Annotated in this window: 11 protein-coding genes; 4 read left to right on the top strand and 7 right to left on the bottom strand. The window is 37.7% G+C overall.

Translation table 11 applies throughout. From position 1 onward, the window contains the following. Positions 1-12: 12 nt before the first annotated feature. The 5 genes from ABJQ32_09610 to ABJQ32_09590 all read right to left on the bottom strand — a co-directional run bounded on the left by ABJQ32_09610 (position 13) and on the right by ABJQ32_09590 (position 5,446). Positions 13-195: a hypothetical protein gene (locus ABJQ32_09610; GenBank protein ID MEP5289896.1), complete on the bottom strand. Its 183-nt coding sequence runs from the start codon at positions 193-195 to the stop codon at positions 13-15. Between the two features lie 97 nt (positions 196-292). Further along, entirely contained in the window at positions 293-865 is a 573-nt protein-coding gene (locus tag ABJQ32_09605; protein MEP5289895.1) for a hypothetical protein, read from the bottom strand. Between the two features lie 88 nt (positions 866-953). Then, on the bottom strand, positions 954-1,802 hold the full coding sequence (locus ABJQ32_09600; protein MEP5289894.1) for a LytTR family DNA-binding domain-containing protein: 849 nt from the start codon (positions 1,800-1,802) through the stop codon (positions 954-956). A 3-nt stretch (positions 1,803-1,805) separates the two neighbouring features. Beyond that, a complete protein-coding gene (locus ABJQ32_09595; GenBank protein ID MEP5289893.1) occupies positions 1,806-4,490 on the bottom strand; it encodes a CHAT domain-containing tetratricopeptide repeat protein in 2,685 nt (894 codons plus the stop codon). 5 nt (positions 4,491-4,495) lie between these two features. Then, positions 4,496-5,446: a hypothetical protein gene (locus ABJQ32_09590; protein ID MEP5289892.1), complete on the bottom strand. Its 951-nt coding sequence runs from the start codon at positions 5,444-5,446 to the stop codon at positions 4,496-4,498. A 230-nt stretch (positions 5,447-5,676) separates the two neighbouring features. Between ABJQ32_09590 and ABJQ32_09585 the strand changes: the two genes are divergently transcribed. Further along, complete coding sequence (locus ABJQ32_09585) at positions 5,677-6,516, top strand: hypothetical protein (protein ID MEP5289891.1); 840 nt, start codon at positions 5,677-5,679, stop codon at positions 6,514-6,516. 65 nt (positions 6,517-6,581) lie between these two features. On the opposite strand, the gene ABJQ32_09580 is transcribed toward ABJQ32_09585, so the two are convergent. Further along, entirely contained in the window at positions 6,582-7,235 is a 654-nt protein-coding gene (locus ABJQ32_09580) for a DUF4159 domain-containing protein (GenBank protein MEP5289890.1), read from the bottom strand. A 34-nt stretch (positions 7,236-7,269) separates the two neighbouring features. Then, positions 7,270-8,886 carry an alkaline phosphatase PafA gene (gene pafA / locus ABJQ32_09575; GenBank protein MEP5289889.1) on the bottom strand — a complete coding sequence of 539 codons (1,617 nt, stop codon included), beginning with the start codon at positions 8,884-8,886 and terminating at the stop codon, positions 7,270-7,272. Positions 8,887-9,016: 130 nt separating this feature from the next. Here pafA and guaA point away from each other — a divergent pair, with 130 nt between their 5' ends. From guaA to hemL, 3 genes are read left to right on the top strand one after another with little or no spacing between them, the layout of a single operon-like run. After that, positions 9,017-10,540, top strand: coding sequence for a glutamine-hydrolyzing GMP synthase (gene guaA / locus ABJQ32_09570; protein ID MEP5289888.1), 1,524 nt, complete (start codon positions 9,017-9,019; stop codon positions 10,538-10,540). A 24-nt stretch (positions 10,541-10,564) separates the two neighbouring features. Next, on the top strand, positions 10,565-12,403 hold the full coding sequence (locus tag ABJQ32_09565; GenBank protein MEP5289887.1) for a hypothetical protein: 1,839 nt from the start codon (positions 10,565-10,567) through the stop codon (positions 12,401-12,403). Beyond that, positions 12,399-13,682, top strand: a complete 1,284-nt coding sequence (hemL, locus tag ABJQ32_09560) for a glutamate-1-semialdehyde 2,1-aminomutase (protein ID MEP5289886.1) — start codon at positions 12,399-12,401, stop codon at positions 13,680-13,682. The genes ABJQ32_09565 and hemL overlap by 5 nt, the downstream gene beginning before the upstream one ends. Positions 13,683-13,691: the final 9 nt, after the last annotated feature.

Raw genomic sequence — 13,691 nt, 5'->3', positions numbered from 1 at the left:
TTTTTTGACAAGTCAAGAAGACTGAAGTTCCATCTCACTTATAATCTTTAAGTGATCATCGGACTTCAAAATTGCAAACTCAGAGCTGCTATTGTTAGCTGAATTGTCATGAATGATCCACTCATTTGTTTCAGCTAGCACTCTTCCTTTACCATAGTCACTCTCCACCATGTCACCGATTTTTATCCTCTTCATATCAATCGATTTCCGGTTTAATAGGAAGAGTAAGGTGCACAATAATTTTGAAATGATTATGACACCAAGAAGACTACTTGTTAAGATTTATGAATCCTTACTCTTTTCTGAGGCAGAATATTTTCCAGGTTGGATATACAAAAGTCTCTGCTTTATTTACCCATTCTCCTGTCCAGTTAAATCCAGTTTCGGTGATATCTGAGAAAGTAATCCGGAAAAAACCGGGTGTTCCATTTGGTGCAGTTTGATCTTTATAAAGAACCATTTTGTCAGATTCAGTCATATTTCCTTCCCATGCAGAGAGTGTAGGTGTAGCTACATTTGAAGAATAATAGTGAACATACCAAAGCGAACTATCAGCATTGTATTGTCTAATACTACCCGAATGGGTTCCATCTTCTTTTAGAGTTTCATCCTGAACTGCCATACCATTCAGTATGTACTTGTAGGTCCATTTCATCATGACAGTATCCGCCCAGGTATTCTGATCGATTCTTGAAACCGATTTGCAAGTGCACTCTCCAATGATAGGAGCATAGTCGGCTGTTTGCTTTGGAGCTTCAGGATTCAAGAGACCAAAAGGGTTTTTCTTGGACGGCTCATAGTCGTACTGCGCAAATATGGTGAAGGAAAGCAAAAGTGTAAAAAGTATTGAGGATAGCTTTTTCATTATGAGTTTATTCTGTTTTTGTAAACTAAACTCAGGAGATTCTTGAAACCCTAAAAATTGCAGCTAATCAAACCTATTTTGCAGTGAACTAAACCGATTGATCCTTCATTTTTTCTTTCAAGGATCTTATTCCTGTTTTAGAATAGGGTATTTCGGTTTTATTGGTAAGCATAATTTTTGAGGTATCAGAATTGATTTGATCTAAGTAATCTAAATTAAGAAGGGCAGTACGATGAATTCTGATAAAGCGAAACGGAGATAGTTTTTCTTCCAATGCTTTTAGACTTTGGCGAAGCGTAAAACAACTTTCATGTGTATGCACTTTTACACAGTAATCATCCGATTGAATCCAGATGATCTCATCCAGAGGTATAGGCTTTAATTTATATCCAGTTTTTACGTTTAGATGCGGAGTTTCTTCATGTGCCAATGCTTCCTGTAGATTATGAGTGGTCTTTTTGAGGTTCGTGATCTCTACACTTTGCTTACTTATTGTCCTTACTTTGGAGTAGTTAAATAGAACTAGCGTCAACATGATGGTTGCTAAAAGAAAGGTTAATCCTTTTTGATAAATAAAGAATTGAAAAAATTCGCCGAACTCGTTTAAACTAACATTTTGTGAAAGGATGGAATGTGTACTGATGAGGACCAGAGATATTATGGTAGATAGTCCTATCGTTAATCCAATGACAATCCAATTGATATGAGGTTGATTCTTTTCTTTAAAATAGTATTTCCATATAAGTAAACAAAAGGGAACATTAAGTGTGGTCCAGATAGCCCATCTGATGAATTGATTATTCAGTAATTCTAAAAACGAGATGGGATCGTTCGTTGCAGGAGAAAAATTGTCAATGTAGTATTTCTGCTGTGCTGCATCAAAAAGAATTAAGCCTAATAGAAAGACAATAAGCAGAAATAAGGTATTCTTTTTCATCTTTCACATGCCTACCAAAATAAAGGGTGCCCAGTAATATGGTCGAGCATATTCTTCGGAATTGAGTAGTGATAATTTAGCTTCTCGAAGCGCTGTATTATATCCATGATGGTCATTATTCAAGTTGTACTTGTAGAATTCGATCATCATTTGCGCTGTAGAAGCATCAGCTACTTGCCATAGCGAAACAATAATGTTATTGGCACCTGCATATTGCAATGCTCTACTTAACCCGACAATTCCTTCTCCTTTAGCTACTTTACCTAGCCCCGTTTCACAAGCTGATAGTGTAACCAGATCTGCGTTGATATTTAGATTATATATTTCGCCAGTATAAAGGCTACCATCTTCATCATTACCAGGCTTAAGAAATATTCTTGATAGCGCAGGCTCTGATTCATTAACCAATCCGTGAGTAGCAAAATGGAGGTAACGATATTTTCCTAGGTTCTCATTTTTGAAGTTAAATTCACTCGCATCACTTCGCAATTGAATCTTTGTTTCGGAATCACTTCCCATGAATAGATATCGTATCTCATCAATTTCTTTTTCTGATCCTGGAAGAGAAGACATATGCACCTCATTCTCTTCAAAACTCACTGGTGCTATTAGCAATATTTCAGGACTGATTTGCTCATCATCTGCGTGTCTTTCGTTGAAAAGAGTTGCCGAATAATCGTATGATACATGAAAATTTCTAATAAGAAAATCCGCTTTCGCGAAATCTTCTGTTTCATCTTCATCGTTTATAAAAGCTTCGAAAGGCAATGTACCCAAGATGCCATCTGGCAAGATGATCAATTCATCTATGTCTGACGGTAAATCAGGAATTAGCAATGAATAGAGTGCTTTTGAGGTTGTCAGAAATGTTTTTTTGCTATTGTACTTGATGCCATTTCTAATGCCTTTGGTTAGTTTTTCGAAGTTTTCTCCTTTCAACTTTCGAACAGCTTGAACGTTTTTCTTGGTGAGGATGAAAATATAGATTTCTTCTTCTCCAAGAAAGTAAGATAGCATGGCTGATTTTTCTGTTAAATGTTCTTGAACTGAAGCTACCGTAGCAATTGAATGATCATACTTTAATTTATAATATTCTGGATAGTTTGTTTCAAGACTGGATATGAAGTCTCGATAAGTATTTTGATAGGAAAACAGCAAGTCTTTCATGTCCTGATTGCCTGCATTTTCCTGTTGTGCCAATTGTTGTTCAAGGAAGGATATCTCATCTTTCAAACTATCTTCAAGTTGGATTTGCTCGTCCGGAATACCTGCGAATTTTTTTGCTTTTGATTCGGTGATGGCTTCTAGTAAAACTGAAGATTTACTTCTTTCACAAAAGTCAAAGGCAGTTTGAAGATGTTTTTTTCGATTGAAACTTTGATTGCTTAGTGTAACAGAAAGTTCTATCCCACTCTCATATACCTCCTTAGCTATTTGTCCCAGACGTAATTTATCCTGTTCATTGAGCCTTTTTCTTCTAACAATGCTGATTAAATCATCACATTTTTGATAGGTAGCTATAGCTCCTGTAAGATCTTTTACATTCAAGGTTTTCTCAAAATGTAATGCTGCTAAAGCAATAGCTTTAGCTTGGAGTGTCCTAAGTAAAATGTCAGCGTTGAAATAGTTTTCCAGTTTGGGTAGACTGTAAAAATCTGTTGAGGTCTGATCAGGTAGGTTTGCATAAATAGCACGTTGATAAAATTCAACAGCTAGTTTAAATTCATTTCTATTTTTGTGAATTTCTCCAATCAAAAAATAGGTATTTGCAACGTCAGGATGCTTTTCGCCAAATAGACTGATATACATCTGAAGTGCATCTTTCTGATTTAGAAGTGCCTTTTCGTTTTCCTTATTGGAAAGCAGCACTCGTCCAATTAGCGATTGAATATATGCTTTATTAGGGTGCTCCTCTTGGTAGGTAGCATCATAAATTAGCTTTACATCATTTAGCTGATCTAGTGCTTCATCGAAATTGCCTTGATCCATATTTGCGAAGGCTATATTTATGCTTGCTCTAAGAGCTCTTTGGTTATTGTTACCAAGTTCTTTCACGTAGATACCCTTGGCTCGATTGAAATAGATTAGCGCTTGTAATGGATCGCTTTTTAAGTATACCCTGCCCAGGTTGTTATAAGAGTTAGCTACGTCGATGGATTGATTCCCAAATAACTTTCGACGCATCGCAAAAGCCTGTTCATGGTATTGGATTGCAAGTTGAGTATTATAGCTGTCATCATAGGCCACTCCAATGGCATTTAAACAGGTGGCTTTTTCTCGACTGCCTTCAGAAGGGAAATTGTCTTCAGCGATCAATAAACTCTCTAAAGCATCTTCATTGTGTCCAAGGTTTAGATGACTCTCACCGAGAAGTGTCAAGCATCTGGCTTTTAGCACACGTTCATTAGGAAACTCAGCTTCGATAAATTCTAGTGTATTAGTGGCTAGACTCTTAGCGTGAAATGGATCTCCCATATTCAGCTGAGATTCAATCATTTTTAGATGAGTGTCAACATACTTTGCAAAATCATCATTTGCATAAAAGATATCACCCGCTGATTTGTACTGCTCGTAAGCTTTTTCATAATCAGCTTTTTCAAAAAAAGCGTTGGCTTGGTTCAAGGGTGTTTCTTGAGCATTGATGCCAAGGGTACATAATAATGTTATCGCGATTCCGATATACTTCATTAAAATTAAAATTTGTAAACGTAGCTCACACTGAAGACTTCATTTCGTGTAAGTCCATCAGGGTTAAAATCTCTATCCACAAGTTTAATACCTTGAATAATTTTAATACTATTATTTACATCAAAATGATAACCAAAGCTACCAATTACAGATAAAGCTAATCCAGTGGTCTTGGCTAATTTTGAGCGTTCCCCTGTCATAGGATCTGCAGCCTCATCTTTGGTGATTCTGTAGATTGGCAGTGCTCCCAAAGAGAAATTGAAATTGGTGAAACGCCAGTTTTTCTCTACACGAATCATTACATCAATTCCTCTTAGCAAATCATTGCCAATGTTGTATTTTCTTATATATTCTCTATCTGGATGATTTGGGAATTGTGGCCATGTGAATTTATTCCCATTTCTGGTAAGGGGTATTTGGATGCCCGTGGCAAAAAGCCAATCGCTACTGATGACGGAAACTCCTGCTATTGCATCATAAGATCCTAGACTCTGTTGATAATACATATGAATTGGAGCGTCTATACCACCAGTTTTCTCATTGTTGACAGTCTTATTTCCATCATTCGATGGAATCTTAGCTCCTAAAGTTCCATTTACATTCCACTTGGAAGAAGTTTTTAAAAGCCTGGTATAACTTAAAGATAAATCACCTATTCCTGCGGTTTCTCCCAAAGTCCCTGTGACCCACTGATATGGTAGTTTAATTTGAATAGAACTGAAATCATTAATGCCTAACGTAAAATCCACCGTTGCTGCATGTATTACAGGAGTGAGTAGGCTTGTACCTCGATAGTAGTTAAACTCAACAGACCTTAACTTAATAGCTACCCTCTTGCTGTAGTTCTGATCTGGCTTCATTGCACCCATTGTACAGAAACCTGCATCGCTGCAACCTTGAGCAGCTGATTGATTGATCAATAGGAAAAAGCTGATACAAATGATAAAATATCGCATAAGAAGAGTATTGTAATCCATTACAATAATAAACAATCATAAACCACTTACCCTCCTTTAGTTCGGTCTTTCGATAGTTCAAATATGAAAGTGTCTACCTATTGTCCACCTTAATAATCGCTTAATGAACTCTTTCTTAAAAATTTATTCAATGAAGGTTAAACCATCGAACTCATAGGATGTCTAAGCATCAAAATCAATTGAAAATAAAAAACTGAAATATGACAACTATGAAAAAGCTATTATTTATTTCGACAATTGCTTTCGCTTCATTTCTTACTTCGTGTAATGATGATAGTGAAACTTCTTCTTCTGAAGACCTGGTTCAAGAATTAGACATTGAGTCTGAGGCCACACTCGAATCCAATTTTGAGGATGTTGACCTTATAGTAGGAGCAGGAATGGAGACCTTGTCTTCAGCTGGAGGAAGAGTAACCAGAGATGTTATTTTAGACTGTGCGACAGTTACACATGACGAGGAAAACAAGAAGCTCATCATCGATTACGGTGAAGGATGTGAAGGACCCGGCGGTCGTATCAGAGCAGGGATTATCGAAATTACTTATAACGAACATCGTTTAATTCCAGGAGCGTTCAGACAGACAACCTTTGTAAACTTTAGTATTGATGATGTACAAGTAGAGGGAACCAGAAGAGTGGATAATGTTTCTGAAAGCTTAGAGGACAATCCTACATTCAGTGTAACGCTGACAGGAGGCAAACTTACTTTCACAGACGAGACCATAGCTACCAGAGATGCGGAAAGAACAAGAACTTGGATTCGGGCAAGTAACCCATTAAATGATACGACTGAGGTTGAAGGCGAAGCGAATGGTACTAAACGAGATGGTGTATCCTATGAAATGGAGATTATTACAAGACTAGTGTACAAAAGAGCCTGTTGGTCAAGCGGGGTTTTCATTCCTGTATCTGGAATCAAACAATTTACATCAGGAGATAATATAGCTATCGTAGATTATGGAGATGGAACTTGTGATAATGAAGTTACAATAACCATCAACGGGGGTGAGCCTTTCACAAAAACAATTACACCTAGAGGTAGAAGATAATTTGGTAAGTAAGTTTTCAGGTAGGTAATCGCCCCATGATTCTTAGGAAGAGTGGGGCTTCCTTTTTATAATTCCGCTGTGAACGTATATGAGATGATGTTAGCACCCATTTTGAGTGCCTCCAATCTTATTTCCTGAGGATCATTGTAAACTGATTGATCTTCCCATCCATTTCCTAAATCTGATTCATAGGAATAAAAACAAACGAGGCGTCCTTCATGAATGATGCCATAACCCTTTGGAGCTTTACCATCATGTTGATGAATTTTAGGAAGACCATTGTCAAAATCAAACTTTTGGTGGTACAGAGGATGATCGAAGGGTATTTCAATAAAATCTAGTTCAGGAAAAACCTTTTTCATTTCAGTTCGCACAAACTGATCAAGGCCATAGTTATCATCGATATGAAGAAAGCCTCCTGAGGTTAGGTAGCTTCTTAAGTTTTCAGCCTGAATACCATTAAACAATACATTTCCATGGCCAGTCATATACACATAAGGATATAAGAAAAGATCAGGACTTCCTACTTCCACCACATCTTCAGATAGTGCCAGATTGGTATTGATTTGATCATTGCAAAAATCTATAAGATTCGGAAGAGCAGTTTTATTGGCATACCAATCTCCACCGCCATCATATTTGAGCTTAGCTATTTTTACAGGTTGAGCTGTTATACAGGTAGATGAGACGAAACAAAATAGAATCCAAAGTTTTCGCATAGACCCAATTATACTCATCTTTAATTAAATAGTTTTATTCAAACAACTCCTTTAATGGCTTGCCTGTAGCCGCGCTTGGCAAAGAGATGCCCAATAACATGGATAGCGTAGGGGCAATGTCGATGATTGCTACATTTCTGACACTTTTCCCTTGATTGATACCTGATCCAAAGAAAATAATGGGTATATGTGTATCATACGTGTATCCAGATCCGTGAGTGGTACCTTGCTTACCATATCCTCCATCTACATATCCTGATTTATGCCTTACAGCCAAATCGCCACTCATTTTCGTATTGAAACCGTTCTCAATAAGCATCTTTGGATCGGCGGTAGCGTTTCTTTTAGCTAGATCATTGGATGTGAAGACATCAACTACTCGCTCGAAGGAAAGTAGAAATTGTTGTAAATCCTCCTGTACTTTCTTTAGGTTCATCTTCTTCTCTTCAATCAAGGGTCTGTTCAGAAAAACCTGATCATTTGAAACATCCAATACCCAGTCCTCATCACCGTATCGTTCAGTCATGAATTTTTTGATTTCCTCAGTCGCCTTTTTTCCATCCGAATATCCCCCGGGCATTTTCACATCCTGCAGGTACATGGGAATATTTGATACGCCGTGATCCGATGTAAGAAAAACCACGTAATCCTCACCAAATTTTTTATCTAAAATTTCTAAAAGACGCCCTATTTCTCCATCTAGTCTTAGGTAGGTGTCTTGTAGTTCAATGGAGTTGGGACCAAAAGCATGACCTACATAATCCGTTGAAGAAAAAGAAACAGCTAAAAAATCAGTCGTACTATCGTTTCCTAAACCTTCACCCTCAATAGCAGCTAATGCCATATCTAGTACGAGTGTGTTTCCCCAAGGTGTCGACCGGATAAGGCCCAGTCCGTTAGATTTAGCTAAATCCTTAAGGTTATAAGGAAAAACGGAGCTTTTCTTGCCTTTCAAGACTCGTTCATAAGGAACATCATCGTCTGTACTCTCAGTATATTGTGCAATAGGCAATAGCGTATTCCACGTTTCTTTGAGATAGGTCGACACTAGTTTTTTGCTATTGAAAGAACTTACCCAGTCAGGCAACTCATTGGTATAGTATGTACTGGTCATGAAATTTCCTGTCGAGCCATCGAACCAATAAGCACCAGACGGATTATGTCCAGCAGGCAATATGGATCCTCTATCTTTAATCGAGACTCCTACTACTTTAGCTTTAAAATTGCTACTTAGACGTAGCTCGTCTGTGATGGTAGAAGCTAATAAATTTTTTGGAGACATTTTACCGTTCTTATCTGCTCCTCCAACTCCTGAAGCGTCGGAATCAGAGACACAATAGACTGCACTGCCTTTTTCTCGAGAAAACCAGCTGTTTCCAATTATACCGTGATTTGATGGAGTTGTTCCTGAGTAAATAGAAGCATGTCCAGGGGCCGTGTAGGTAGGAACGTAATTATAGTGCGCGTTCTTAAATTGGAATCCATCATGTATTAATCTTTTGAAGCCGCCATCTGAAAATTTCTCTTGAAATCGCAGTAGGTAGTCTTGCCGCATTTGATCCACTACAATTCCGATAATAATTTTCGGCTTATCCTGTGTATAGGATGTAAGTGAAAGTGTGATTAAAAGAGTAAAAAAAGCTTTTTTCATAATTTCGATGAATAAAGTTGTGAAGGTATTAAACCAAAATTATTTCAGAGTTAAAATTGTTTTGGTTTGTGTGAATTTTCAATGAAGATATACCCTCATCGTGTCGTTCGATCCATGTAATTTTGCAGGCATGCAAGATAAAATTCTTATCCTCGATTTTGGTTCTCAATATACTCAGCTGATTGCGAGAAGAGTACGAGAGCTTAATGTCTATTGTGAGATTCATCCATTCAGCAAATTTGAGATTACTCCTGATATTAAAGGAGTAATTCTATCAGGGGGCCCATGCTCTGTACTGGATGAAGGATCTCCTGATATGAATATGGATGATTTAGGCGAGTTGCCTGTTTTAGGAATCTGCTATGGTGCTCAGTTACTTGTTAAGAAAAATGGCGGGACAGTCGCAAAATCTAATCATAGAGAGTATGGTCGTGCTAATCTAAAATCGGTCGATTCGCATTTCGATTTATTAAAGGAAATAGAAATTGGAAGTCAAGTTTGGATGTCTCATGCGGATACTATCACAGATTTACCTGACAATTTTCAGCTTATCTCTGCAACAGAATCAATTCCAGTAGCGGCTTACAAAATCAAAGACAAACAGGTTTACGGTATTCAATTTCATCCTGAAGTAACACATAGTACTCATGGGAAAGATGTTCTAAGAAATTTTGTAGTGCACATCTGTAAGGCTTCTCAGGATTGGACACCCGATATTTTTGTAGAGGAAACAGTGGCTCAATTGAAAGAGCAACTTGGAGATGATAAAGTGGTTTTAGGTCTTTCTGGAGGAGTGGATTCTTCGGTGGCAGCAATGCTAATTCATCAGGCGATTGGAAAAAACCTTTATTGCATTTTTGTGGATAATGGATTGTTAAGGAAAGATGAATTCGAAGATGTTTTGAAATCTTATGAAGGCCTAGGACTTAATGTGAAGGGTGTAGATGCTAAATCTAGATTCTATGATGAATTAGAAGGAGAAAGTGACCCAGAAGGCAAAAGAAAGATCATTGGTAGAGTTTTTATCGAAGTATTTGATGAAGAGGCCAAAAGTATCCAGAATGTAAAATGGTTGGGACAGGGAACAATTTATCCAGATGTAATTGAGTCAGTCTCTGTTAACGGACCATCGGTGACTATAAAATCACATCATAATGTAGGGGGACTTCCAGCTAAGATGAACTTGAAAGTGGTAGAGCCACTCAATACACTTTTTAAAGATGAAGTGAGAAATGTGGGTAAGACCCTCGAAATTCCTGATTTTATTCTGGGTAGGCATCCATTTCCAGGCCCAGGTCTTGGAATCAGAATACTCAGTGATATTACAGCAGAGAAAGTGCGAATTCTTCAAGATGTAGATGCAATCTTTATCAATGGACTTAAAGAAGATGGACTTTACAATGAAGTATGGCAAGCTGGTGCTATGCTCCTTCCTGTACAGTCCGTTGGAGTAATGGGAGATGAGAGGACCTATGAAAATGTAGTTGCACTAAGAGCAGTTGCTAGTTTGGATGGAATGACAGCAGATTGGGTTCATTTACCCTACGAGTTTTTAGGTCAAATCTCTAATAAAATCATAAATCAAGTGAAAGGAGTAAATAGAGTGGTTTATGATATCAGTTCTAAACCTCCAGCCACCATTGAGTGGGAATAATACGTAGCTTTAAAGAAAAATAGCATGGTTAGAGCCCTCATTTTTAGTATAGTTCTTCTTTCCTCATTCATGTTAGCTGGCCAATCCAGTCAAGCAGAATACCTAGAGGCTAAAAGACAATATAGTCTTCAGAACTATAAAGCTGCGATGCAGTCATTTCAAAGTCTAAGTGGGGATAAAAACTTCGGTGAGTACGCCTCTTTCTATTACGCCTTATCTGCTTTGAAACTCAATCAACCAAAGGTTGCTGAGGATATGTTCAAGCAGATTCAGACAAAATATCCAAATTGGGACAAGCAATCTGAGGTTGATTTCTGGTTGACTTACACAGCATTTGTGCAGCAAAATTTTTGGAGTGCATTTCGTAGAGCTGAAAAACTTCCTGAGGATTGGAAGGACTATCTTATCGATTCTTACCTAAGTAACATGCCTTTTACAGGATTGGATTCTGCTTACACATTAAATCCAGAAAATGTTTACCTGGCAAAGTATCTCTTTAAAGCCATTAATAATCAACCTTATGAGGAGCGAAATCAGTTAAGGTTGATTGAGTTATCTGAGAAATTCGACATCTCTCTTATTCCCTCTGCCGATCTACCTTTTATTAAGAAAGAAAAATATGCTGTGGCGGTTGTTTTGCCTTTTATGTTCGAGACCTTGGAGACACCCCAGTCTGTCATCAGAAATTCAATCATTTTTGACTTGTATCAAGGAATGCTTTTTGCGCAGCAAGAGTTGTTTGATTCAGGTATTCATGTAGAGCTTTTTCCTTTTGACACTCAAAAGAAAGGTGCAACTACATATGACTTAATAAAAGAGAATAAACTTGATAATTCAGATGTCATTATAGGTCCGTTATACTCGGGACCCAGTAAATACATCAATCAGTTTTCGAAGGATAAGAAAGTAACTATGGTGAATCCACTATCATCAAATGATGGAATAATTGCTGATAACCCTTATTCGTATCTTTTTAAACCATCATATGCTACACAAGGAAGAAAGGCGGCTAAGTATGCCGCTGAAAAATTTGCAGATAATAAGAAACTTTTTATTTTTTATGAAACCAATCGTGATAGTATCATGGCTCAGTCTTATCTAGAAACAATCGAAAAAGATAGCTTTTTTGTTATCCGATTCGAAAGACTAACCGATGAGGATGCTCTTCAAATTCAAAAGGACTTTACCGAGCAATATGAAGTAAGATTAGATACCATGTATTCACAAGATGAGATTGACTCTATTGCTCTGATTCCTGGAAGACTGGTGCGTACTCGGAGTTTAAGAAATGAAGAAACAGGTAAAATAATGCGCGACGAAGAGGGGGAAGAGATACCTGAATATTACGAGGTGAAGTTTACTATTCCAGCAGATAGTATAGGACATGTTTTTGCCGCGACATCAAGCAACTTGCTTGCAAATAATCTCATTAGTCTTGCAGAGGTTAGGAGTGATAGTATTGGTATCATAGGATACGAAGATTGGCTCGACTTTTCGTTGATTTCATATAGCCAACTTGAACGACTCCAAGTAGATTTTGTAAATCCATCATACTTTGATAATGAATCTTATAAATATGAAGATTTAGTTACTGACTTTATATCTGAAATTGGAAGAGAACCAAGCGAATATCACATTTATGGATACGAACTACTTAAACACATTGGTGTAATGATGGAGAAGCATGGAAAGTATTTCCAACGAGGGTTGATAGATGGTACTTATCAATCTGGATTTATCATGGAAGGATTAAAATATGGAATCTACAATGATAATCAGGTCGTACCCATTACTACTTTAAAGGGCTTACAATTACAAAACCAAAATACTAAACAAGAAGTTGAAGGAGCAAATGAAGATTGAGACCAGTAAGGAACTTTTTGAAAGAGCGAAGGACTATATACCTGGAGGAGTCAACTCACCAGTAAGAGCATTTAAGGCCGTAGGAGGAGATCCTATTTTTTTCGCAAAAGCGGAAGGTGCATATATGTATGACGAAGATGGCAACTCGTATATTGATTTAATCAATAGTTGGGGGCCAATGATTCTGGGGCATGCAAATAAGAAAATTGAGGAGGCTATTTTCAAAGCGGTTATTGGATCTCCTTCATTTGGAGCACCAAGCCGAATGGAAGTGGAACTCGCGGAATTAATTACGGAAATGGTACCATCTATTGAAAAGGTAAGGATGGTTAATTCAGGAACTGAAGCTACCATGTCCGCTATCCGCCTGGCACGTGGTTTCACCAAGCGTGATAAGATTCTGAAATTTGAAGGATGCTATCACGGTCATGGCGATTCATTTCTTATTGCTGCTGGTAGTGGTGTAGTGACTATGGGTACACCAGATAGCCCTGGCGTAACGAAAGGAACAGCGAAAGACACCCTGCTTGCACCATTCAATGATATTGAAAAAGTAAGAGAAGTTGTATCTTCTAATGCAGGTGAAATCGCAGCTATAATCGTTGAGCCCGTTGCTGGAAATATGGGGTGCGTACTTCCTGAGCCTGGTTTTCTTGATGGACTAAGATCAATTTGCGATGAAGATGGAATCTTACTCATTTTTGATGAGGTTATGACTGGTTTTCGCCTAGCTAAAGGAGGTGCTCAGGAGATTTATGGTGTCATACCTGACCTAACCACTTTAGGAAAAATCATTGGAGCAGGTATGCCAGTAGGAGCTTACGGAGGGCGAAAAGATATTATGGATTTTGTATCTCCTCAAGGCCCTGTTTATCAAGCTGGGACTCTTTCTGGAAATCCCGTAGCAATGGCCGCAGGCTATGCACAATTGAGCTATTTAAATGAACACCCTGAAGTTTACGAGAATATTGAAAAAACAACCCTGAAAATCAAAAAGGGTTATGAAAGAATACTTAAAAAACACAAGCTTGGCTATACGATGAATAACATTGGTAGCATGATTAGCTTATTCTTTACGGACAAAAAGGTAACGGATTTTGAGCTTGCAAAGTCATGTGATACCGAATTATTCGGAAGATACTTTAGACACATGCTCAGCAAAGGAGTATATCTGGCACCATCTCAATTTGAATCATTATTTATATCCAATAGCATCAGTGATACCGAAGTGGATCAAATTGTGAATTCTTTTGATTCTTTTATCCAATCTCAAGTATAAAGAAGAACT

The sequence above is a fragment of the Marinobacter alexandrii genome, assembly GCA_039984955.1.
GTDB lineage: Bacteria > Bacteroidota > Bacteroidia > Cytophagales > Cyclobacteriaceae > Ekhidna.
This window is presented reverse-complemented; position numbering and strand designations above follow the sequence as displayed.